25 protein-coding genes and 1 tRNA gene are annotated in these 20,753 nt (G+C 55.4%); 3 read left to right on the plus strand and 23 right to left on the minus strand.

Going from position 1 to position 20,753, the window contains the following annotated elements:
* Positions 1 to 3: 3 nt before the first annotated feature.
* The 6 genes from Q1B46_RS14395 to Q1B46_RS14420 form a co-directional block, all read right to left on the minus strand.
* Positions 4 to 1,137, minus strand: a complete 1,134-nt coding sequence (locus tag Q1B46_RS14395; RefSeq protein WP_299949044.1) for a peptidase M23 — start codon at positions 1,135 to 1,137, stop codon at positions 4 to 6.
* Entirely contained in the window at positions 1,134 to 2,651 is a 1,518-nt protein-coding gene (gpmI, locus tag Q1B46_RS14400) for a 2,3-bisphosphoglycerate-independent phosphoglycerate mutase (protein WP_299949045.1), read from the minus strand. Before gpmI ends, Q1B46_RS14395 begins: the two co-directional genes overlap by 4 nt.
* An 87-nt stretch (positions 2,652 to 2,738) precedes the next feature.
* The gene (locus Q1B46_RS14405) at positions 2,739 to 4,409 is read right to left on the minus strand and encodes a sulfatase-like hydrolase/transferase (RefSeq protein ID WP_299949046.1); all 1,671 of its coding nucleotides are present in this window, start codon (positions 4,407 to 4,409) and stop codon (positions 2,739 to 2,741) included.
* 15 nt (positions 4,410 to 4,424) lie between these two features.
* A complete protein-coding gene (gene nqrM, locus Q1B46_RS14410; RefSeq protein ID WP_299665282.1) occupies positions 4,425 to 4,655 on the minus strand; it encodes a (Na+)-NQR maturation NqrM in 231 nt (76 codons plus the stop codon).
* A gap of 15 nt (positions 4,656 to 4,670) precedes the next feature.
* Positions 4,671 to 5,696: an FAD:protein FMN transferase gene (locus Q1B46_RS14415; RefSeq protein ID WP_299949047.1), complete on the minus strand. Its 1,026-nt coding sequence runs from the start codon at positions 5,694 to 5,696 to the stop codon at positions 4,671 to 4,673.
* A gap of 67 nt (positions 5,697 to 5,763) precedes the next feature.
* On the minus strand, positions 5,764 to 5,955 hold the full coding sequence (locus tag Q1B46_RS14420; protein ID WP_299949048.1) for a hypothetical protein: 192 nt from the start codon (positions 5,953 to 5,955) through the stop codon (positions 5,764 to 5,766).
* 117 nt (positions 5,956 to 6,072) lie between these two features.
* Here Q1B46_RS14420 and Q1B46_RS14425 point away from each other — a divergent pair, with 117 nt between their 5' ends.
* The gene (locus tag Q1B46_RS14425) at positions 6,073 to 6,597 is read left to right on the plus strand and encodes a CBS domain-containing protein (protein ID WP_299949049.1); all 525 of its coding nucleotides are present in this window, start codon (positions 6,073 to 6,075) and stop codon (positions 6,595 to 6,597) included.
* A 4-nt stretch (positions 6,598 to 6,601) separates the two neighbouring features.
* On the opposite strand, the gene Q1B46_RS14430 is transcribed toward Q1B46_RS14425, so the two are convergent.
* The 7 genes from Q1B46_RS14430 to Q1B46_RS14460 form a co-directional block, all read right to left on the minus strand.
* A complete protein-coding gene (locus Q1B46_RS14430) occupies positions 6,602 to 7,381 on the minus strand; it encodes a metallophosphoesterase (RefSeq protein ID WP_299949050.1) in 780 nt (259 codons plus the stop codon).
* Positions 7,382 to 7,510: 129 nt separating this feature from the next.
* On the minus strand, positions 7,511 to 8,734 hold the full coding sequence (nqrF, locus tag Q1B46_RS14435) for an NADH:ubiquinone reductase (Na(+)-transporting) subunit F (RefSeq protein ID WP_299665296.1): 1,224 nt from the start codon (positions 8,732 to 8,734) through the stop codon (positions 7,511 to 7,513).
* A gap of 10 nt (positions 8,735 to 8,744) precedes the next feature.
* A complete protein-coding gene (nqrE, locus tag Q1B46_RS14440; protein WP_058272100.1) occupies positions 8,745 to 9,353 on the minus strand; it encodes an NADH:ubiquinone reductase (Na(+)-transporting) subunit E in 609 nt (202 codons plus the stop codon).
* Positions 9,353 to 10,006 (minus strand): NADH:ubiquinone reductase (Na(+)-transporting) subunit D, encoded by a 654-nt coding sequence (locus tag Q1B46_RS14445; protein ID WP_299949051.1) that lies wholly within the window; start codon positions 10,004 to 10,006, stop codon positions 9,353 to 9,355. Before Q1B46_RS14445 ends, nqrE begins: the two co-directional genes overlap by 1 nt.
* Positions 10,006 to 10,821: a Na(+)-translocating NADH-quinone reductase subunit C gene (locus Q1B46_RS14450; RefSeq protein ID WP_299949052.1), complete on the minus strand. Its 816-nt coding sequence runs from the start codon at positions 10,819 to 10,821 to the stop codon at positions 10,006 to 10,008. The genes Q1B46_RS14445 and Q1B46_RS14450 overlap by 1 nt, the downstream gene beginning before the upstream one ends.
* Entirely contained in the window at positions 10,814 to 12,022 is a 1,209-nt protein-coding gene (locus Q1B46_RS14455) for an NADH:ubiquinone reductase (Na(+)-transporting) subunit B (RefSeq protein ID WP_299949053.1), read from the minus strand. The genes Q1B46_RS14450 and Q1B46_RS14455 overlap by 8 nt, the downstream gene beginning before the upstream one ends.
* A gap of 5 nt (positions 12,023 to 12,027) precedes the next feature.
* The gene (locus tag Q1B46_RS14460; protein ID WP_299949054.1) at positions 12,028 to 13,371 is read right to left on the minus strand and encodes a Na(+)-translocating NADH-quinone reductase subunit A; all 1,344 of its coding nucleotides are present in this window, start codon (positions 13,369 to 13,371) and stop codon (positions 12,028 to 12,030) included.
* A gap of 298 nt (positions 13,372 to 13,669) precedes the next feature.
* Between Q1B46_RS14460 and Q1B46_RS14465 the strand changes: the two genes are divergently transcribed.
* The gene (locus Q1B46_RS14465) at positions 13,670 to 14,785 is read left to right on the plus strand and encodes a class I SAM-dependent RNA methyltransferase (RefSeq protein WP_299949055.1); all 1,116 of its coding nucleotides are present in this window, start codon (positions 13,670 to 13,672) and stop codon (positions 14,783 to 14,785) included.
* 227 nt (positions 14,786 to 15,012) lie between these two features.
* Positions 15,013 to 15,089: transfer RNA gene (locus Q1B46_RS14470), tRNA-Pro, on the plus strand.
* Positions 15,090 to 15,516: 427 nt separating this feature from the next.
* Here Q1B46_RS14470 and Q1B46_RS14475 read toward each other — a convergent pair.
* From Q1B46_RS14475 to Q1B46_RS14520, 10 genes are all read right to left on the minus strand, one after another.
* Complete coding sequence (locus Q1B46_RS14475; RefSeq protein ID WP_299949056.1) at positions 15,517 to 15,687, minus strand: hypothetical protein; 171 nt, start codon at positions 15,685 to 15,687, stop codon at positions 15,517 to 15,519.
* Positions 15,688 to 15,722: 35 nt separating this feature from the next.
* Entirely contained in the window at positions 15,723 to 16,034 is a 312-nt protein-coding gene (locus tag Q1B46_RS14480; protein ID WP_299949057.1) for a hypothetical protein, read from the minus strand.
* A 562-nt stretch (positions 16,035 to 16,596) separates the two neighbouring features.
* Positions 16,597 to 16,911: a dATP/dGTP diphosphohydrolase domain-containing protein gene (locus tag Q1B46_RS14485; RefSeq protein ID WP_299949058.1), complete on the minus strand. Its 315-nt coding sequence runs from the start codon at positions 16,909 to 16,911 to the stop codon at positions 16,597 to 16,599.
* 91 nt (positions 16,912 to 17,002) lie between these two features.
* Positions 17,003 to 18,112, minus strand: a complete 1,110-nt coding sequence (locus Q1B46_RS14490; RefSeq protein WP_299949059.1) for a hypothetical protein — start codon at positions 18,110 to 18,112, stop codon at positions 17,003 to 17,005.
* 3 nt (positions 18,113 to 18,115) lie between these two features.
* Positions 18,116 to 18,406: a hypothetical protein gene (locus Q1B46_RS14495; RefSeq protein ID WP_299949060.1), complete on the minus strand. Its 291-nt coding sequence runs from the start codon at positions 18,404 to 18,406 to the stop codon at positions 18,116 to 18,118.
* 223 nt (positions 18,407 to 18,629) lie between these two features.
* Positions 18,630 to 18,992 (minus strand): hypothetical protein, encoded by a 363-nt coding sequence (locus Q1B46_RS14500; protein ID WP_299949061.1) that lies wholly within the window; start codon positions 18,990 to 18,992, stop codon positions 18,630 to 18,632.
* Complete coding sequence (locus Q1B46_RS14505) at positions 18,989 to 19,165, minus strand: hypothetical protein (RefSeq protein ID WP_299949062.1); 177 nt, start codon at positions 19,163 to 19,165, stop codon at positions 18,989 to 18,991. The genes Q1B46_RS14500 and Q1B46_RS14505 overlap by 4 nt, the downstream gene beginning before the upstream one ends.
* Positions 19,162 to 19,788, minus strand: a complete 627-nt coding sequence (locus tag Q1B46_RS14510) for a glycosyl hydrolase 108 family protein (RefSeq protein WP_299949063.1) — start codon at positions 19,786 to 19,788, stop codon at positions 19,162 to 19,164. The genes Q1B46_RS14505 and Q1B46_RS14510 overlap by 4 nt, the downstream gene beginning before the upstream one ends.
* Positions 19,785 to 20,051 (minus strand): hypothetical protein, encoded by a 267-nt coding sequence (locus tag Q1B46_RS14515; protein WP_299949064.1) that lies wholly within the window; start codon positions 20,049 to 20,051, stop codon positions 19,785 to 19,787. Before Q1B46_RS14515 ends, Q1B46_RS14510 begins: the two co-directional genes overlap by 4 nt.
* A 10-nt stretch (positions 20,052 to 20,061) precedes the next feature.
* Positions 20,062 to 20,742, minus strand: coding sequence for a phage tail protein (locus Q1B46_RS14520; protein ID WP_299949065.1), 681 nt, complete (start codon positions 20,740 to 20,742; stop codon positions 20,062 to 20,064).
* Positions 20,743 to 20,753 lie beyond the last annotated feature (11 nt).

The following is a 20,753-nucleotide window of genomic DNA, read 5'->3' on the forward strand; positions in this document are numbered from 1 at the left end:
CGTTTATCCATCCTTGTCCGTCCGGAACCATGATTCCGGGTCCACTGGGCTGTTGTCTTCTCTTACCTCTATATAGAGCGTTTCTGACCGGTCAGTTCCAGTGCCATCACCGCTTGTTGACATAATAGCGCCGATTTCCGGTGTTTCGCCTGGCATCAAACCGACCGGAGTGCCCTCGGGAATCACCTCACCGGTCTTGCCATACACCTCTTGCAAGCCCGAAAATACGAAGAGCAGCCCGGGTTGTGGCTCGAGGATCACCAGATTTCCCAGATTCAGCAAGGGCCCACGGTAGCGGATCGTTGCTGCAGTGGGTGACGTTACCAAGGCACGGGGCCGAGTTCCCAGCACGAGACCGGCGCGTGTTACCCCCGCGGCATCCGTTTCTCCTGCCCGATGAAGCAAAATACCCTGAACAGGGAGTGTGATCTGACCTTTAAGGTCCGAGACATCCGCACTGGTGTCTTCAATTTCGCCATCGGATATCTCGGACAGTCCACTGGCAAACCCGTCCAGAGTTTCTGTCGAAGATATCAGGATTGCGGTACGAACTGGGTCTTCGACGAACCGGCGCGGCAGATCGGTGCGATCCGCAATAGCCTCGCTCAGCCGCGTGCGGGCATCCTGCACGCCAGTCAAACCTTCCGTCAGCGTATTGGCCGCGCTCTGCTGAAGCTGCCGCAGCGTCTGCACTTCTTGCAAATCACTGGCAAGAGCCTGAGCTTTGGCGTTCAGACCGGGCGTGACCTCGGACAACATCATACCGGTGCGTGCGGCCCCCAATGGGCCGGAAGGGTGCAGCATCAACACTGGTGGTGCGGTGGTTTCGATGGTCTGCAATACACCCAGCAGCTGCGCCACTTCCTGCTCTCTCACTTGCAATTCCGCAGACAATTGCGCCTCGCGCAGTGCCGCACGGCGCAGGCCGTCCCGCATGGCGGTCAAACCGGCCTCATAGGCCTGTATCGTTCCGGTCAGGGCCTTGACGCGGTCGCGGGCACTGTCGGCCTCGGTCAATGCAATTGATGCTTCCTCCAGCATCCCGGCTGCTTCCAGCGCCGCCGTTGACGGGCTGTTTTGGGCGCCGACAGTCGTCGACCAAATCAATACCGCAGCGAGGATCGAACCCAACCTCATGTCAGCAGGCTTTCCCCAGTCATTTCAACGGGCTTCGGTAGCTCCATCAGTTGCAGCAGCGTCGGCGCGAGATCAGCCAACCGCCCATTGCGCAGGCCTGCGCCCACGGGGCCTCCAACCAGTACAACCGGGACCGGATTCAATGTATGCGCCGTATGCGGACCACCTGTTTCCGGATCGATCATCATTTCACAATTTCCGTGATCTGCAGTCACGATCATCGCGCCCCCGACCTGTTTCAGGGCGGCAACCACCTTTGCCAAACCTTGATCAACGGCTTCGCAGGCATCAATCGCAGCCTGCAGGTCGCCAGTATGGCCGACCATGTCGGGGTTTGCATAGTTGGTGATGATCAGGTCATAGCCTGCATGAATCGCCTCAACAAATTTTTCGGTCACCTCGGACGAAGACATCTCAGGCTGAAGGTCATACGTCGCCACTTTAGGCGATTTGGGCATGAAACGATCTTCACCCCCTTCGGGCTGTTCTTTGCCGCCATTCAGGAAGAAGGTGACGTGCGGGTATTTCTCGGTCTCGGCCAGCCGAAACTGGCGCAGACCCTGTTTTGCGACCCATTCACCCAAGGTGTTCACGATCTCGCGTTTGGGAAACACGGTCGTCATATACCCATCGTGGTCATCGGAATACGCGACCATGCCAAGCAGCGCCGACAGCGGCGGGCGTGGGCCTGTGTCGAACTCTTCAAAACCGGGTTCTCCAACGGCGCGTAGAATTTCGCGGGCACGGTCGGCACGGAAGTTTAGGCAGAACAACCCGTCGCCATCCTGCATGCCTACGTATCCGGCAAGCACCGTGGGCGCGATAAACTCATCGGTCTCGGATTGGTTATAGGCATGATCCACGGCCTCATGCGCTGAGTACACGATACGCCCCTGCCCCTTGACCATGGCGTCATAGGCCTCAGACACCCGTTCCCAGCGATTGTCGCGGTCCATAGCAAAGTACCGACCGCAAACGGTGACGATTTTCGCACCTTCAGGCAAACGGTCTTCCAGCTCTGCGATATAGGTGAAGGCTGACTTCGGGGCCACATCACGTCCATCGGTAATGGCGTGCATTGCCACCGGGACACCCGCGTCGGTGACGGCCTTGGCGGCGGCTACGATATGATCAAGATGCCCGTGTACACCGCCATCCGATACCAGCCCCATCAGGTGGGCTGTCCCGCCTGCCGCCTTCACCTTGGAGATGAACTCCTGCAGCGCTGGATTGGCGAAGAAAGTGCCGTCTTCGATCGCCAGATCGATCTGCCCCAAATCCATCGCAACCACGCGCCCTGCCCCAATATTGGTGTGACCGACCTCGGAATTGCCCATCTGTCCGCTCGGCAGACCCACATCGGGCCCGTGCGTGATCAATTGCGCATGGGGGCCTTCGGCCATGATCGCATCAAATGTGGGCGTGTTGGCCAGATGCGGCGCGTTCGCCTTGGTGTTATCGGACAGGCCCCAACCATCAAGAATACACAGAACAACAGGTTTGGGGGCAGTCATGAAAGCTCTCCGATTGCGGCGGCGTTGTCGTCTTCTACCCCTTGCTCGCACAAGGTTGAACCGTCTTTTGGGGCTACAGGGATAGAATTAATCTGACTTGTAGTCCCCAAATGGCCGCGCCTTGCGGTTGCGATATTTTACGGTCAGCTCAAGCGGCACATCGTTTTCGTCATAGATCCCGACCACCACTCCCTTTCCACCGCTAGAGCCGCGCATATTCAGCAACTGTTCCTCGGACCGAGTGGTGCGTTGCGATTGGCGCCGCGTCCAGGTGAACAGGTGCTCATACATTTCGGCAATGACGTCCCCATGCTCAGCGCTTTCGCCTAGATCGGTCAGTTCGTTCGGATCATTTTCGAGGTCGAATAAAAGCGGGCGATAGCCCCCCTCACAATGGATCAACTTCCATTTCTCATTCGTCACCATGAACATAACTGCATCCCGAACCGAAGCATTCAGCATCTGGGCAATAGGAGAGGCAGAATAATCGTACTCACAAATCGCCACATTGCGCGCTGTACTGTCAGCCCGACCATGCAGGATTGGCAGCAATGAATGTCCTTCAAGGATATGCCCGGCAGGTTCCCCGTCAGCAATCTCCAGAAACGTGGGGGCCAGATCGATGGATTCGACCAGCGCGTCACATGTGGTACCGCGCGTGCTATCTGCTTCGGACGATGGATCGTAGACGATCAATGGCATCTTGGTCGATGCGTCGTGGAAGAAGGTTTTCTCGCCCATCCAATGATCGCCCAGAAAGTCACCGTGATCCGAGGTTAGCACGATCATCGTGTCCTGCATCCGCCCGGTCTGCTCCATCCAGTCAAACAACCGCCCCATCTGGTCATCGGCTTGTTTGATCAGACCCATATAGGCCGGGATGACAGCCTCGCGCACATCCTGGCGCGAAAATGTCTGGCCAATTTTCGTGTCCATGAACGCCTTAAGCACCGGATGTGCATTCTGCCGCTCGGCCTCAGAGCGAACCACAGGCAAAACATGCTCGGGACCATACATCGAGGCATAAGGTTCCGGCACGATATAAGGCCAATGCGGCTTGATATAGCTCAGATGGCAGCACCATGGCCCATCGTGACTTTCCATGAACTCGATACCACGGGTGGTCAGATAGGGCGTTTCGCTGTCTTCCTCGGCGATATTCGCAGCCTCGGTTGAGTTCTTCAGAAACCAACCCGAAAGCACATTGCCGTCTGCGTCCAACCCCGAATTGGCAAAGTCATGCCACGGGTTGTCGCTCTCATAGCCTTTGTCTTTCAGATACTCGTTGTACTTCTTGGCGCCACCGGGATCATAGAAGCCATCCGGTCCCTCGGGGCGCATCCCGTCGTCCCGTTCAAAAACATCAAAGCCACATTCGGCCACCCGTGCTCCGATCAGACTATCGGGTTCCAGGCCCAGCCGGGCCATACCTTCGGCGTCAGCCCTCATATGGGTTTTGCCAACCAGCCAGCAATCCATTCCCGCCTTGCGCAGGTGATCGCCCATGGTCATCTCGCCGACTTTCAGCGGGATACCATTCCACGACGCGCCGTGAGAATGCACATAGCGGCCAGTATAGGTCGACATGCGAGAGCTTCCGCAGATCGGCGACTGGATATAGGCGCGGGTAAAGCGCACCCCCATCGAGGCCAGACGATCGATATTCGGCGTATGAAGATGCGGATGTCCGTAGCAACTGAGGTAATCCCAGCGCAATTGGTCGAACATGATGAAAAGGATGTTCTTGGCTTTGCTCATGCCAAGAGGGTTATCCTAGCCTTCCATCTGTTGCAGCATCTTTTTCGCACGCTTGCACTGCAACTGGTCGCGCAGAGGGCTATCCGGGTCGACATCCTTCTGACAGACCACACATTTGTCGGCCCCCGAAATCGCGTTCAGACCACCGCAGCTGCCCTTGATGGTCTTGCCCATCAGCATCACGCCCAGAGACATCCCAACCATGATGATAAGCAACAGAATGAAGGCCAGAATAAAGGTGCTCATAGCGGTTCCTACCGGTCAGTTGGTCCCCAGCGCATCCTTGAACGCGCTGCTTTGTACGGTGATATAGGCTTCTTCCCCGCTTGTCACATCCCGCGAGATGAAGAACACAGCAAGTTTATGCTCCTCGGCCAGTTCCAGCCCTTTTTCCTGACCCAGTGCCAGCATCGCCGTAGCCCAGGCGTCCGCCATCATCGCGCTGTCCGCCAATACCGTGACAGAGGTTGTGGTGTGGGTGATTGGGCGCCCGGTGGTCGGGTCAATGATATGCGAGTACCGCACGCCGTCCTGTTCGAAGAAATTCTTATAGTCACCCGAAGTTGCCATACCCAGATTGACCAGAGGCACGATCAATTGAATTGCCTGCGCGCTAGCCTCGGGTTTTTCGACACCGATCCGCCAACTTTCACCTTTGTCATTCTCACCCATAGCCACAAGATCGCCACCGATCTCGACCATATAGTTTTCGATCCCAGCTTCGCGCAGCCGCGCAGCCACTGCATCAATACCATATCCTTTGGCAATGGCCGACAAGTTGATCCCGACCGCTGCATCTGACTTGGCCAGAGTGCCCGCCGCGTCATCAAGCGTCAGCAACCGCGCCTGACCCACTTGCCCCAACGCTGCAGCGATTTCAGCGTCGGCTGGAATCGGATCCTCGGGTTTGCGCGGGCCAAAGCCCCATAATTCAATCAGTGGGCCTAGGGTGACATCAAACGTGCCGCCAGATATTGCGTGAACCTCGTTTGCGGCTTTGATCACGAAGGCAAATTCATCTGAAACCGGCATCGGATCTGTGCTGTTTGAGGCTGAAAAGGTCGAAACCTCGGAATTCGGATCCCAATTAGACATCTGCGCATTGACCTGCGCCAGCGTCTCTTGAACCGCTTGGCCAAGCGCAGCCTCATCCAGATCATCGCCAATTGCTGTAATGTTGAAAGTGGTGCCCATTGTCTCGCCAGACAGGCGCAGCACTTCAGGTTCTTTGTCAAACAGGCAGGCCGAGACAATCAGCAGTGAAGCCAGTGCAATCAGTGGGCGCATGGGGCAATCTCCTGAGCGTATTATTGCCCGGCATATGCCAGCGGCCCTGTTCAGAGTCAAACTGGCCTCAGACCTTGAGCGGTAAAAACGCCAGTGCAAAAAGCCCTGCAGCAGCGGGGATACCAAAGAGCCATGCACGTTTTTGCCACCCTTGTGGTTGCTGTTTCCATGCCATGCGAAAATTGTGACCGCAAACGACGACGGCAAAGAAAATGAAGGCGGCAATAGGCGGGGTCAGATACAGGTTGCCCACAAGCATGGAACTCCTTGTAAAGTGGCCAAGTTATGCCGGTTTTCGAAATTGCACCCTATACAGGGCCGGTCCCTGCGGTAAGGTGGAAAATAAGGACAATACCGGTGAAACAGGAGACCGCCCATGGCCCCAAGCTCTTACCAGCCCCCGACCCGCGGCGACAAGGCCGCAACAGCAACCCGCAGCCAATCTGTTGAAACCAACCTGTCACACACCCAGTCAACGGTTGCCAAACTGCTGGAAGGCAAAGGGGATGCCGTTTTTTCGGTGCGGCCCAATGATACGATTCATTCGGTTGTGGATATCCTGCGGGAAAAACGCATTGGTGCCGTGGTTGTGACGGATCAGAATGGAACACTACAAGGCATTCTGTCCGAGCGTGACATCGTGCGCCGTATGGCGGAAACACCGGGTCAGACCTTGCCGCAATCCGTAGCTGACCTGATGACAACCCAGGTTAAGACCTGCAGCCCCGATGACTATTTGAACGACGTGCTGAAAACCATGACCGAAGGTCGGTTCCGCCACATGCCTGTGCTGAGTGATGGCAACTTACAAGGCGTTATCACCATTGGGGATGTCGTACATTTCCGGTTGAAAGAACTGGAATATGAAGCCCTGAGAATGAAGCAGATGATCGTCGGATAGAGGCTTACGCCGAAATCCGCCCGATTCCAGTGCAGGTGGTTGAAATAAATCGAACCGAGCCAGGTGAAATTTCGGCAGCTGTAAGCTGATCGGTAACAAATGCACCTGTATCTACGGAAATTACACTGCGCTCAACGCGCGGCTGGTCGACGATCGTGTGGCCGTGAACCACCCATTGCTCGTCTTTCCGCTGTTTTTTCCGGAATTGCGGGTGACCCCATAGGCAAGTACGTTCGTGCTGCCTGTCAATCGCTTGCGAAGGATCAAGCGCGGCGTGAACAACCGTCACATTGCCACTCGTCCAAGTTAGCGGCAGATCAGACAGCCATTCCAACAGAGGTTCACCCATAGACTTGCGGAGTTCTGTGGCCACGGCTTCTGGTTCGGACAGATCGATATCAGCGAGGCCGAACGACGCCAGCGTCTGAGCTCCGCCATTGTGCAGCCAAACACGCTCAAATTTTTTTGGATCGTCAAGAAACCCAAGCAGCATATCCTCATGATTGCCTTTAAGGCAGGTCGTTCGGCGATCCGTGTTGTTGTCCAGATGACGTAGCTGGCGCAACACCTGTGCGCTGCACTCCCCTCGGTCAATGTAATCGCCCACAAATACCAATGTGCAATCATCTTCCAATTCAGGAAGCAATCTCTGCAACAGGTCCAGCCTACCGTGAATATCCCCAATCGCATAGAATTTTTCCGCTGGCGCAAGTGCAGACAGACCCACCGCCTGATCAGACGGGGCCTTGGGGGCGACAAGCCTTTTGATCCATCCGGTTAACATTTGTCCTGCCGCCTACAGAGGCACAATCGGCGTGGCATTTGTTCGAAAACAGGGGAACCAATACCGGTTGCCAGACCAGCTCTCAGCCGAAAAAGATCGGCTTCAAAGACTGGAGCCGATCAAACTTACTTATCCGCCGAAATCGTCGAGCATGATGTCTTCGCGATCCACACCCATATCCAGCAGCATGTTTATGACCGACTGGTTCATGATTGGCGGGCCACACATGTAGTATTCGCAATCCTCGGGCGCCGGATGGTTCTTGAGGTACTCTTCGAACAGCACGTTATGGATGAAGCCGGTATAACCTTTCCAGTCATCCTCTGGCTGCGCATCCGATAGCGCCACGTGCCAGTCGAAATTGTCGAATTCTTCTGCCAGCGTGTCGAAGTCTTCGACGAAGAACATCTCTTTCTTCGATCGCGCGCCGTACCAGAAGCTGATCTTTCGATTCCGGTTCTCAAGGCGTTTGAGCTGATCGAAGATGTGACTGCGCATCGGGGCCATACCCGCACCACCGCCGATAAAGACCATCTCTTTTTCGGTCTCGCGGGCAAAGAACTCACCAAACGGACCCGAGATCGTGACCTTGTCGCCCGGTTTCAAATTGAAGATGTACGAAGACATCTGACCCGGCGGGATGCCTTCCGATCCCGGAGGCGGCGAGGCCACGCGGACGTTCAGCATGATCATGCCCTTTTCATCCGGGTAGTTGGCCATCGAATAGGCGCGTTCAATCGGTTCCGCGACAGTAGACTTGTACTGCCACAGATTGAAGCGATCCCAATCCTCGCGATATTCGTCTTCCACATCAAAATCGGTATAGGAGAGTTGGTGCACGGGTGCTTCGATCTGGATGTACCCGCCAGCGCGGAAATTCACATCCTCACCTTCTGGCAGGTCCAGCGTCAGCGCTTTAATGAAGGTCGCTACGTTCTCATTTGAACGAACAGTACATTCCCACTTTTTAACACCGAATACCTCTTCGGGGACTTCGATGTTCATGTCCTGCTTGACCGCAACCTGACACGATAGACGGTCACCACAGGCGGCCTCGCGTTTGGTTATGTGGCTTTCTTCGGTCGGCAGGATTGACCCTCCGCCGGAATGCACGCGCACCCGGCATTGCGCGCAGGTGCCACCGCCGCCGCACGCCGAGGGAACAAACAGCTTTTCGGCCGCCAGAGTTTGCAGAAGCTTGCCACCCGCAGGTACGGCAATGGTTTTTTCACCATTAATGGTGATGTTGACGTTGCCGGTCGATACCAACTTGGAACGGGCCGCCATAATGATGGCCACCAACGCCAGAACAATCAGGGTAAAAAGGACAACGCCAAGGCTAAAGGTTTCCATTGCGCCCTCCCTACAGCTTCACGCCCGAGAAGGACATGAAGGCCATAGCCATCAGTCCCGCGGTGATGAAGGTGATACCAAGCCCCTGCAGGCCGTCAGGAATGTCCGAGTATTTCAGCTTTTCGCGCACGCCTGCCATCGCAGTAATTGCCAGCGCCCAACCGAAGCCTGACGAGACGCCATAGGTGGCCGCCTCGGCAAAGTTATAGTCGCGTTCCACCATGAACAGAGACCCACCCAGAATGGCGCAATTCACTGTAATCAGCGGCAGGAAAATACCCAGTGCGTTGTAAAGCGGCGGGAAATACTTATCGAGCACCATTTCGAGGATTTGAACCATCGCCGCAATCACGCCGATATACGAGATCAGGCCAAGGAAGGTCAGGTCCACATCCGGAAAACCTGCCCAAGCCAGCGCACCCGGTTTCAGCAGATAGCTGAGCAGCAGGTTGTTCGTGGGAACGGTGATCGCCTGCACGACCATGACCGATATACCCAGACCCAACGCTGTTGAAATCTTCTTAGACACGGCGATGAAGGTACACATCCCCAGAAAGAAGCTGAGCGCCAGGTTTTCGACAAAGATGGCCTTTACGGCCAGAGAGATAAGCCCTTCCATCAGTGCGCCTCTACCTGCTGGATTTTGTATTCACGTTCTTCGACCTGGTTTGGTTTCCACGTACGGAAGGCCCAGATCAGCAGACCAATCACGAAGAAGGCCGAGGGCGGCAGCAACAGCAAGCCATTTGGCACATACCAGCCGCCATTGTTCACCGTCTGCAGGATGGTCACACCGAACAGGCTGCCCGAGCCAAACAGCTCGCGGATGAAGCCGACCAGCATCAGGATCAGTCCATAGCCCAGACCGTTGCCCACGCCGTCAATGAACGAAGCCATCGGCGGGTTCTTCATCGCGAACGCCTCGGCACGGCCCATGACGATACAGTTGGTGATGATCAGACCAACGAAAACCGACAGTGTTTTCGAAATTTGGAAAGCGTAGGCTTTGAGAATCTGATCCACCAAGATCACCAGCGAGGCGATGATCACCATCTGCACGATGATCCGGATCGAACCCGGGATCTGGTTGCGCAGCATCGAGATGAACATCGATGCGAAACCTGTCACGAAGGTCACCGCCAGCGCCATAACAAAGGCGACCTGAAGTGATGACGTAACGGCCAGAGCGGAACAAATGCCCAGCACCTGCAAAGTGATCGGGTTGTTGTCGACCAGCGGATCGACCAGCAGCTCTTTCATGGTCTGGGACATCAGAACTCTCCTGCTTGCAGTTTGGCCAGGAAGGGGCCAAAGCCCGCATCGCCCATCCAGAATTTCACCAGATTATCTACACCAACCGAGGTCAGCGTGGCACCCGCCAGCGCATCGACATAAAAATCGGCACCGGCAGCTGGTTGAGTTTTGGCAACCGTGATTTGCAGATCGCCCGCATCGTCACGCAGTTTCTTGCCGTTCCACAGCGCTTTCCAGCGTGGGTTGTCCACCTCGGCGCCAAGACCCGGAGTCTCGCCATGCTGATAGAATTGCAGGCCATAAATATCGTTGCCGTTGTTCTCCAAAGCGATAAAGCCATAAAGCGTAGACCATAGGCCATAACCGTGCAGCGGCAGGATCACCTTGTCCAAAGCTCCAGCATCGTCGCGCAGCAAGTAGATCACGCGATACTTAGCCTTGCGCCCGATCCCGGCAGGGTCATCATCCAAAGCAACGCTCAGTTCCGGATCACTTGCCGCTGCGATATCATCAAAACTGGCCGGGTCGAACTGATCGTCGACGAATTCGCCAGTGGCAAGGTCCAGTACATGCGGCTCAAACGCCGCGAAGGCTTCGGTCACATTGATGCCGGGCTCATAAACACCCGCCACCTGAAGAACATTCACCTGCTTGTCTTTTAGCTTGTTCGCTTCCTGCACGGGGCGCAGGCTGACAGCTGCAGCCGAGACGACCATCGATGCAACCAAGCAAACGGCGACCGCGACAAAGATCGTCTTGCCAACTGAATCTGGCGATGCCGCCAAAAACTTGGCAATCGCGCCCTTTGGTTCTGAGGATTGCGGATCAGACATGGCGACGCGCCCTCCGTTTGATGTTTGCCTGAACGACGAAATAGTCGATCAGCGGTGCAAAGACGTTACCGAACAGGATTGCCAGCATCATGCCTTCGGGGAAAGCCGGGTTCACCACACGGATCAACACAACCATGACACCGATCAGCGCACCATAGACATAGCGGCCCAGATTGGTGTGACTGGCCGAAACCGGTTCTGTCACCATGAAGGCAAGACCGAACGCATACCCGCCCAGAACGATGTGCCAGTACCAGGGCATGGCAAACATTGGGTTGGTGTCCGATCCGATCACATTTAGCAGCAGGGTAAAGCCGATGGTTCCCGCCAGACATCCCACAATCAAGCGGTAGTTCGCGATCTTGGTCAATAGTAGGAAGGCTAGACCGATCATACAGGCCAAAGTCGATGTCTCACCGAAACTGCCCTGAATAGTGCCATAAAACGCGCTGGACCAAGTGATACCTTCCGCAGCCAGGGCCTGAACCCCTTCTGCAGCGGACACAGCCAGAGCGGTCGCGCCCGAGAATCCGTCAACCGGTGTCCAAACTGCATCGCCCGACATTTGCGCCGGATAGGCGAAATACAGGAATGCACGACCAACCAGCGCGGGGTTGAGGAAGTTTTTTCCGGTGCCGCCAAAGACTTCCTTACCAATTACAACACCAAAGATGATGCCCAAAGCCACCTGCCATAGCGGTGTAGTCGCCGGCATGATTAGCGTGTAAAGCATTGAGGTAACGAGGAAACCTTCGTTTACCTCATGACCTCTCACTGTCGCGAAGATGACCTCAAAGATCCCGCCTGCAACCAGCGTCACAACATAGATCGGCAGGAAATAGAGCAGTCCGTGCGTGACATTGGCAAATATGCTGGACGGGTCCAGAGAAATGCCGAACATCTGCAGCAAGGCGATCCGCCAGCCTGTAGCAGCATCCGGACCCAGCGATGCAATGGCCGAATTCGCCTGATAGCCGGTGTTCCACATCCCCCATAGGATACAGGGGATTGTGGCGATCACGACATAGGTCATGATCCGCTTCATATCCACGTAAGAACGCGCATGCGGTGCGACGGAGGTTACGGTTTTCGGAGTGTAGATGAAGCTTTCCACCATCTCGTAGATGGGGAAATACTTCTCGTACTTGCCGCCCTTGGTAAAGTTCGGCTCGATCCGGTCAAAGAAGCTGCGCAAACCCATGTGGATCAGCCCTCCTTTTCAATCTTGGTCAGGCAGTCGCGCAGCGCCAGCCCATATTCATATTTCGCCGGGCAGGCAAAACCTACAAGGCCCAGATCCTCTTCGTCCAGCTCCAGCGCACCCAGCGCCTGCGCAGTGTCGGTGTCCATCACCAACAGCGCGCGCAGCAACTGCGTCGGCAGGTAGTCCTGCGGCATCAGCTCCTCAAACGTGCCGGTGGGCACCATTGCGCGGCGGCCACCGTTCAGGTTGCTGGTCAAGGCATAGAGTTTCTTGGCAAAGGCCGATCCCAGCACCGGCTGCACCGCATATTTCGACGGCATTGGACGAATCCAACCCATCGGAATCTGGTCGGGATCTTCGCGGATGATGGTGATCTGACGCGCAAAGCGGCCCAGATACGCAGTCGGGCCTTCGGCATGGCGCCCGGATAGAATCGAGCCCGAAATGATCCGGGCGGCTCCATCCAAATTGACCTCATCACGGGTCAGATCCTCGGTCGAGGCCCCCATGACTGTGCGGATCAAGCGCGGTTGCTTTGCACCAGGACCAGCCAGAGCGATCACGATGTTCGGATCAAGATGTCCGGTTTGCACCAGACGTCCAATGGCGATTACATCCTGATATCCAATGGTCCAGACCTGCTTGCTGCCGGCAAGTGGTTCAAGAAAATGAATATGTGTCCCGGCCAACCCGGACGGGTGCGGACCCGAGAATGCCGCAGCCTCAACCCCCGAAAGATCGGCGCCGGGAACGGCATCACCATCCTTGTGGCACAGATAGGTCTTGCCGTCGGTCAGATGCGAAATGGCGGATAACCCTAAGGCAAAAGCCTCTGGCGCATCGGCAATCACCACGGATGCATCGGCGGCCAGCGGATCGCTATCCATCGCAGTGACAAAAATTGCTTCTGGTTTTGTCCCCGGCTCGGGCATCTTCGAATAGGGCCGTGTCCGGAACGCCGTCCACAGCCCGGCTGCACAAAGCTTGGCAGTGACACCTTCGGCAGTGTCAGCGTCGCCAACACCCGAGAAATCAACACCTGTATCGTTAATATCGGATACTTCGAGCACGACGCTCTGCAAAACACGCCGTGCGCCGCGATTGATGGCGACAACTTTCCCGGTCAGCGGCGCGACCATCATCGCATCAGGCGCGTCCTTATGACAAAATAGCGGCGTGCCGCGCTGAACCTCGTCACCTTCCTGCACCAGCATCCGGGGCTTCAGACCCGGATAATCACCTCCCAAAACACCAACTCTGGAATACTCAGGCCCCGGTTGGATGTTTTGTTCGGGGGCGCCGTCCACCGGCAGATCCAACCCTTTTTTTAGTTTGAAAGTTTGCATGTTGCTACGTTCTTCCAAGCCTCTGTCCTGCGCCTGCTGCTTGCCACTTTACAATGGTGGCAAGAAATAACACGAGTTTTCCGATCGGTCGGGTCGCAAAAGCACCATAAACCGACCAGAATCCGCAAGCGTAATTCCGATCAGGGCTCCTTTACGCGGGGATGAGACCAAACGCAAACCTGTTACCGCTCAACATTGCGCAAGACATTCACATTCTTATGATTCAGTTTCAATTTGAGAGGGTTTTGCCCTCAAATTGCATATCGCACCCACAGAACATCCGGTGTAAGCAGCCTAAATGAACAGCAACGATGATCTCGAGATATTTCTGATCGCCACTCCCGGCCTCGACGCTCCGCTTTTCGCCGAAGCGGTCGAGCGCGGATTCTCAGGTGTGCAAAAAGTAGCAGGCGGCATCGTCTGCCGTGGCGATTGGCCCGAGGTTTGGCGCGCCAATCTTGAGCTGCGTGGTGCCAACAAGGTTCTGGTTCGCCTTGGCAGTTTCCCTGCCGTCCATTTGGCGCAGCTGGACAAACGGGCACGCAAGTTTCCCTGGGCTGACTTCCTAAGAGCCGATATTCCAATAAAGGTCGAAGCAACCAGCCGAAAATCACGTATCTATCATGCAGGCGCGGCACGCCAACGTATTGAACGCGCCATCTCCGAGACGCTTGGCGCACCAATATCATCGGATGGCCCCGTACGGGTGCTGCTTCGAATCGAAAAAGACATGTGTACACTCTCGGTCGACAGCTCCGGCGAGCCACTGCACAAACGCGGCCATAAACCAGCCGTTGCCAAGGCCCCGATGCGTGAAACCATGGCCGCCATGTTTCTACGCGAATGCGGCTTTGATGGTTCCGAGCCGGTATTGGATCCGATGTGTGGCTCTGGCACTTTCGTGATCGAAGCCGCCGAGATCGCCCTTGGCTTGAAACCGGGAAGATCACGCAAGTTCGCATTCGAGGCTTTAGCGAGGTTCGACCCAGACGCCTGGGCAGAATTGCGCAACCAGGCGAGTCCAAGCGAAACCGATTTGAAATTCTATGGTTCAGATCGAAATGAAGGCGCTATTGAAGCTTCGCTGTCGAACGCTAGACATGCCAATGTGGATCACATCACCAAGTTTCAGCACCGTGCTGTCAGTGACATCAAGCCCCCGGAAGGGCCTGCAGGGCTCGTTATTGTAAATCCGCCTTACGGCGCTCGCATCGGAGATGAAAAGCGCCTGCGTTCCCTCTATGGAAGCTTAGGAAAGGTACTGTCCAGCCGCTTCAAAGGATGGCGGGTCGGCATAATTACCACCACCCCCGGGCTTGCACGGGCAACGCGGTTGCCGTTGCTTTCCCCAGGTCCGATCGTAGATCACGGCGGGACAAAAGTTCGGCTGTTTCGGACTGATCCTCTGGGATAACTCGCAATTACGTCCACATCATTGTTACTTGGATCATATGCTTCGCTCACCATGTTAGACCAAATGGAGGGACAGCATGCAAACGATCCAACATAAACTGAAGGTGCTTCGAGCCGCCAATCCAAACCCTTGTGCGGTCCCGGTTCAGACCCATTTGTTCACATTCGGGCTAGCCCAAAATCTCTCTTGCACATCCAAATCACGAGGTATAGATCACCCGCCACGGTCGGAGTGTAGCTCAGCCTGGTAGAGCACTGTCTTCGGGAGGCAGGGGTCGGAGGTTCGAATCCTCTCACTCCGACCAATAAAATCAAAAGCTTAGTCTGACTTTCCGTCTCTCAAAAATCCCGAGTTTCTGTTACACGTAACGAAAACCCGCACGATATGACCAAAATCCTACCCCTACCCATAGCCGATATTCCCAAGGACTTCGGGGTACATGTCTGCTGTGAGGATAAGCTATGTCACCGGGGGCGGGACTTTTGGCCGAGTGAGTTGCTTGAGAAGTTGGGGCCGGATTCGACGTTCCACGACATACTGAACCGTATGCGGTGTTCACACTGTGGCAGGCGTCCTGTGGGGATTAGGCAGTACTACAGGTTGGGGGTGCCTTGATGCTCACCTGTTATACACAAGTGAGCTTGTGCCTCAGATTTCCCGTTTCGTTATAGACAAGCGGCGCTTAATTAACGGACTGGGGTGCCTTGAGGTATAGGGTGGGGTTCTATGGCTCAGGTGGTGGCTTCCACTTCTTCCCGTATCGTGCTTGACGCACCGAATCCCTCTGCCTCTGGCATTGCTGTGAATGCGTCAATCAGCTTGTCTTGAAACTCACGGGCCTGCTCTTCGGTATCGAACGCATATGCCTTGAAATCGACAATCCAATATCTCTCTACGTCCATATCTCACCTACAATACTTGGCCCGTCTGAGCCGTGTCATGCAGCGCGCACTATTCGAACAACTGTGCTTGTTCCGCCGCCGCTACCCTCTTTGCGAACCAGACCTTTACCAACAGAGCACTCAATAATATCATTGGTGTTTAAGTCCAATTCTTCTACAAATGGCTCACCAGCCCGACCACCTGTATTGGAGCTACCAGCTTCACCAGCCCCGCAACCTTCAATGCGATACTTGCCATTTTCTGGGACGGTGAACTCGTGAAAACCTGGGCTTGTAAAAACCGTGAGACAGGTATCGCCTTTGCCAATCGCCACGTATCCGTCTCCGGGCTTAGAAAAGTCAGTCATTGTCAAACCTCACGCCATCGTATCATGCTGATAATATAGTGATTCCGGGGAAGAATTGCACGGTTAAAGGTTGCTTTTTCTGCACCAACCGTATAGTCAAGGTGCATGTTCACGAAACGATCATACAGTCTCTAACTCACAAGGTGAGTAAACCGGTCGGGGACCGGAGGCGACTGCTAATCGTTCTGTTCTTTCTCTTAGAATGTGGATCGAGACCACTGCTCACCGCCAAGGGTAGTTAACCTGTTGGGAACAGGAATCGCTTTGAAAGCGAATTGACGAGCAATCGTTGGGGATCGTGCCCTCAGCTACCCGCCAAGGTAAGTTATCCGGGGAGGTCCCGGCGTTCGTTGGAAACGAGATGGCACCGAAAGGTGTGGGGTTCGATACCTCAGCTTACCGCCATGGAAGGCGAACGCAAGCGGCCTTGCGGCTCCGTTCGAAGCGGATGCGCTCCCAGAGATGGGAGTGGGGATCGACACCTCCGCCTTCTGCCACACCCCTAAAACGCAAAAAAGAACGCCCGACCACTAAGAGCCGGGCTAGTTCGAGGGGGAGGTATTTAGGGGCGGTCGTCTTTGCCGATTCCGCGCGCCTCATAGGTAAGCAGGAATGCCACACAACAAGCGGCATGGTGGAGGTGAGATTTGCCGGTTTCGTCATCTGTGTCTACGCCCGACCACCAAGCGTTTAGGTGTCTCTGAAGCGCGCCATAGACGCGGCCCCATTCCATGCCTTTTTCCCAATTCCGGGCGTCGTACTTCTCTGCGCCGAATGTAAGAATATCGGCTGTAGCGGTTAGAAGTTCGGGGGGCAGCAATTCCATGCGCACCTTTGCACTGTCGTCCTTGCGTCCTGTCATTTCAGTCTGGGCCATAGCGCCACCCTTTCAATCTGTCCGTTGTAGACTTTCAATTGGCCGTCATGGATCTTTATGGTGCCCGTGGTGGTTTCGGTTGTTCTGAGGTTCATGCGGTCACCTTCACTCTGCCAACTTCGCCTTTTTCCCGGTGATACGTCACGGCCTGCAGTTGGGCTCTCGCGCAATATGCGTGACTGGCGGCATAGGCATCACGCGCGGTTAGAGCTCGAAGTTGCTCGTGCTTTACGCCACCTATGTCTTGGCTCTTGTGGTGGTGCAGATGCCCGGTCCACAGGAACCTATGACGTGTCTGGCCCCACATTTCGGGGAATTCGTCAGCCAGGAACAGAACCATTCGTTCGGCTTTCGCCTTATCCCCATGATGTGCGCAAATCATGTTGACGCCAAACTGATGGGCAAAGAACTCGCCCGGTTCCTTCTGCACCTCAACGCGTGGTTCATTGCGGAAATGCTCAGCCAGAGCAAACAGCACCGCCATGTAGGATGTAGGGTTGTGGTTGCCGGGAAGGATGCGGACAATCACACGATTATGTTTCTTCAGGGCCAGTTTTGTTGCAGTAACCAACGCAGCAATTGTCATGTCGATGGTTCGGAAATGGCGCGTGTCCACGTCCAGAACATGCTTAGAACGCGGTGTCTGGTTCGTCTGGTCGTCTGCGTGCGTCAGATCCCCTACGTCCAGTATCACCGCTGTCTCAGAGGGTGGCGAGGCTTCCACAGCCTGCCCAAGCCAATTCACCAGCCGTTTTGTCGCAATGCTGGTGTCGTAATCTTCGCCAGTCTCTGCACCCCAAGCCAGCATGCCTATATGGGCGTCTGCAATTGGATACAGGGTGAGGAGGTCTTTTGCCTTGTGTGGTGGGACTGGGATTGGGTCCGCTGCAGGAAGGTCTGAAAATGCGTCCTTGATGCGATCAATCAGGCTGTCTTGTTCTCCTGGGTCCGCCTTCCAGAACACGCTATCTCGTGAGCCGTCCTCACGCTGGATAACTCGCCAGCCATGCTTTGCTGTGCCGATATCTAGGCCGCTGACCTCAATTGCTGACTTCTGGCCTTCTGGGGCCTCAAGCCACTCCAATGCCCGTCTGTAGCGCGCGTGAAGGCCGCTATATGCTACACCGAGTGCGCGGGCTGCAGGGCGGATACCACCGTGCAGTTCAACGGCCTCTAGGGCCTCTTTCTGTCCGGGGGTCATGGTTTACGCCGGGTCGCCTTCAATAATCGCTTCATTGAGCGACTCATAAGATTGCCCTGAAGCAATGAGGCAAGTTAGCCCGTTTGGAAGCGTTGCCGTAATTGTCCAAGTTCCAGTGTTGTTGGACGCGAAGATTTCCATAACCGCGCCCTGTCGGGCGATACCGATACCTTGACGGGACTCGCCGTAGTTTTCAGCAAGGCGCGTAATTACTTCGTCTCTCGGCGCACAGTTCTGAGCAAATGCAGGCCATGCCAATAGCGCCGCCAAGGCGGTTGAAAGCAATAATCTCATGGTAAGATTCCCCCACGGGTTGGATTGGCGGGTTACCAGTGCCAATCAGAGCTGGTTAGTGATATCGAGCGTGAGACTTTCGGCAGTGTTCCCGCCCAAAAACGCGGACGAAAAGCGCCCAGAATGGCTTGTCTTGGTTGTGATATGCGTAGGAACAGAATGACTCATTCCTGCCCGTCAGAAACCTATGTACCCGGCGAGAAAGGGTGCATATCCACATGGACTACCTCCGAAGGCGGGAAATTCCGATCACGCCGAATATGCTGACAATCATCAGCCCCGCCCACTCATCCAAGGGGGGCGGTAGCGCCGCTATGGACCATGCTTGAGGGTATGCGCAGCTTTGGCACCAGAACACGCTGTAGACGACTACAGAGCCAAACCAGAAAGCCAGAGGGGCAGCAAACAGGAGCATGAGAGTAAAGCCCCCTGCCCTCATCCAATCGCCACGCTGGCGATAGTGTTCCTGGATAATATCGCCCTTGATTTTCTCTTTGTCGGTCTGGGCCTGAACCTTGCGGTCTACTGTGTCCAAAATCCGGTCCAATGGGCCAGAAGTGAGCCAGCCCAGAATGCGACCAATCATGACTTGAATATCGGCGTACTGGTTTTGGCGCGCAGTAGCGCTGTCACAATGGCAACGCCCAGCATGTATTCATCCAAATATTCCGGTGGAACAAGATTAATGGCCTCGGTCATGCTGAGAACCGGAACCAGAGCGGTTGCGACGGCGAAACCGATTGTTTTAAAGCCCGTCATTTTCGGCCTCCTAGTGCTTTGATAAATTCGATGATTGCTTTGAAGAACGGCGCGAATGGGTTGGGCTTTGGACCGGGCAAGACGATGTGACTTGCACCACGCGCCAATTCGAGAGAATGCGCCAGAACCTCATCCACGCGGCGCTGCCAGCCTTTGCCGAATGTTGGCCATGTCTTCAGTCGCTGCATGAACGCGAGACGGCGGGCATTCACCTGCCTGATGACGTCTTTCGGGGCCATCAATCCAACGGCTGCTATTGTCTTCGGCCCTATGTGTCCGTCTGCAGTTACGCCCACAACTCGCTGAAGGTACTGGATCGCGCGGCGTGGACCGCTATTAACTGCGAAGTCGGCAACGGTGTAATCAACTCCATTCGGAAGCATATCGGCCTGTACAGCGTCCCAGTAGAACCGTTTGTAGACTTTCACCGCGTCATCTGTGGTCAAGCGCTTGAGGTCGGTGACATCAACGTCCCCATCTCCGTCCAGATCCATGCCAAGGCTGCGCAGGGTTCCGATAGTCACGCCCTTGTTTGTTGCGCCGCCCGGATCACGCGGGTGATTAACAAACCCGCCCTCATGCTTGAGAATGCGACGGATCGCTTCATTTGCATTGGATTTCATGGGGATCGCCTCTGGAAAAGGTTCTTGACGTCTTCGCGCAGCTCTTTCTGGGAATCTTCAAGCCTTTTGAATGAACTGCGAAACTCATTCATGTCGCGGGCACGCTGATCGTCCCTGTGTTCGAGTGATTTCTGCAAAGACTCGATTTGCTTCTGATTGGTAAACACACGCCGAACCAGCCAGTAAATACCGCCCAGAAGGCCAACAACAATCCAGGTCACGGCGCTCTGCAATCCGTGATCCAAGGCTTCCTTGAATGTCATTCCCGCCACCTCACGTCTTAATGCAGATCATCGCGGCGACGTTGCGCGGGCGGGTTTCGCTTCCACCTGTCGATCCGGATGTTTGGTCCGCGTTTGATGTGGTTGACCCGACTAAACGTGGCCCGGCTGAAACACTGGACCCTGTGGTTTCGTTTGATACAAAGATATCGTGAGTGTGCGCCTCAAGCTCATCTGCCTGAGCGCTGCCAATGGTTCGGCCAGAATCCACGCCTCGACCGTTATCCCAGCCTCGAATGAACTCGCCGCGATAGTCTGGCAGGTTAAAGGTAGTTGAACCGTCACCCGTGCCATAGGTGGTTCCTATCGCCGTAAAGAGCGCTGCATATGTGGTTCTTGAAACGGCAGAACCGTCACACTCCAACCACCCCGTGGGCGCAGTGGACATAGCAAACGGCATAAGCGCGCCGGTTAGACCTAAGGCGGCAAGAATTTCCCCCGCGTTGCCTACTCCAGACAAGTCAGGGCTGCCAGAGAACACCGGATCGCCGGAGAATGTCCAGGTGCCAGAGATAGTCCCGTCGAGCGTTCTGCCTACGACCTCAGAGGCAATGTCAGCCATAACCTGCCGAATAGCGTTGTTGATGTTAGCTGCGGGGCAACTCTCGGCAATGTTGATGCCGTTGACGTCCGTATTATTCCCTGGCGTGGTGTCGTAGTCTCCGATACCCATAGGGTGCCTCC

It is taken from the genome of uncultured Ruegeria sp. (genome assembly GCF_947500045.1).
Taxonomy (GTDB): domain Bacteria; phylum Pseudomonadota; class Alphaproteobacteria; order Rhodobacterales; family Rhodobacteraceae; genus Ruegeria.

Coding starts and splice junctions, on each gene's coding strand:
- Q1B46_RS14515 (WP_299949064.1), bottom strand. CDS start 20,051: ATGACATTCAAGGAAGCCTTGGATCACGGATTGCAGAGCGCCGTGACC.
- Q1B46_RS14455 (WP_299949053.1), bottom strand. CDS start 12,022: ATGGGTTTGCGCAGCTTCTTTGACCGGATCGAGCCGAACTTTACCAAG.
- Q1B46_RS14465 (WP_299949055.1), top strand. CDS start 13,670: ATGAACAGCAACGATGATCTCGAGATATTTCTGATCGCCACTCCCGGC.
- Q1B46_RS14520 (WP_299949065.1), bottom strand. CDS start 20,742: ATGGGTATCGGAGACTACGACACCACGCCAGGGAATAATACGGACGTC.
- Q1B46_RS14405 (WP_299949046.1), bottom strand. CDS start 4,409: ATGAGCAAAGCCAAGAACATCCTTTTCATCATGTTCGACCAATTGCGC.
- Q1B46_RS14500 (WP_299949061.1), bottom strand. CDS start 18,992: ATGATTGGTCGCATTCTGGGCTGGCTCACTTCTGGCCCATTGGACCGG.
- Q1B46_RS14420 (WP_299949048.1), bottom strand. CDS start 5,955: ATGCTTGTGGGCAACCTGTATCTGACCCCGCCTATTGCCGCCTTCATT.
- Q1B46_RS14395 (WP_299949044.1), bottom strand. CDS start 1,137: ATGAGGTTGGGTTCGATCCTCGCTGCGGTATTGATTTGGTCGACGACT.
- Q1B46_RS14490 (WP_299949059.1), bottom strand. CDS start 18,112: ATGACCCCCGGACAGAAAGAGGCCCTAGAGGCCGTTGAACTGCACGGT.
- nqrM (WP_299665282.1), bottom strand. CDS start 4,655: ATGAGCACCTTTATTCTGGCCTTCATTCTGTTGCTTATCATCATGGTT.
- nqrF (WP_299665296.1), bottom strand. CDS start 8,734: ATGGAAACCTTTAGCCTTGGCGTTGTCCTTTTTACCCTGATTGTTCTG.
- nqrE (WP_058272100.1), bottom strand. CDS start 9,353: ATGGAAGGGCTTATCTCTCTGGCCGTAAAGGCCATCTTTGTCGAAAAC.
- Q1B46_RS14450 (WP_299949052.1), bottom strand. CDS start 10,821: ATGTCTGATCCGCAATCCTCAGAACCAAAGGGCGCGATTGCCAAGTTT.
- Q1B46_RS14430 (WP_299949050.1), bottom strand. CDS start 7,381: ATGTTAACCGGATGGATCAAAAGGCTTGTCGCCCCCAAGGCCCCGTCT.
- Q1B46_RS14485 (WP_299949058.1), bottom strand. CDS start 16,911: ATGGCCCAGACTGAAATGACAGGACGCAAGGACGACAGTGCAAAGGTG.
- Q1B46_RS14505 (WP_299949062.1), bottom strand. CDS start 19,165: ATGACGGGCTTTAAAACAATCGGTTTCGCCGTCGCAACCGCTCTGGTT.
- Q1B46_RS14460 (WP_299949054.1), bottom strand. CDS start 13,371: ATGCAAACTTTCAAACTAAAAAAAGGGTTGGATCTGCCGGTGGACGGC.
- Q1B46_RS14475 (WP_299949056.1), bottom strand. CDS start 15,687: ATGGACGTAGAGAGATATTGGATTGTCGATTTCAAGGCATATGCGTTC.
- Q1B46_RS14445 (WP_299949051.1), bottom strand. CDS start 10,006: ATGTCCCAGACCATGAAAGAGCTGCTGGTCGATCCGCTGGTCGACAAC.
- gpmI (WP_299949045.1), bottom strand. CDS start 2,651: ATGACTGCCCCCAAACCTGTTGTTCTGTGTATTCTTGATGGTTGGGGC.
- Q1B46_RS14425 (WP_299949049.1), top strand. CDS start 6,073: ATGGCCCCAAGCTCTTACCAGCCCCCGACCCGCGGCGACAAGGCCGCA.
- Q1B46_RS14495 (WP_299949060.1), bottom strand. CDS start 18,406: ATGAGATTATTGCTTTCAACCGCCTTGGCGGCGCTATTGGCATGGCCT.
- Q1B46_RS14415 (WP_299949047.1), bottom strand. CDS start 5,696: ATGCGCCCACTGATTGCACTGGCTTCACTGCTGATTGTCTCGGCCTGC.
- Q1B46_RS14480 (WP_299949057.1), bottom strand. CDS start 16,034: ATGACTGACTTTTCTAAGCCCGGAGACGGATACGTGGCGATTGGCAAA.
- Q1B46_RS14510 (WP_299949063.1), bottom strand. CDS start 19,788: ATGAAATCCAATGCAAATGAAGCGATCCGTCGCATTCTCAAGCATGAG.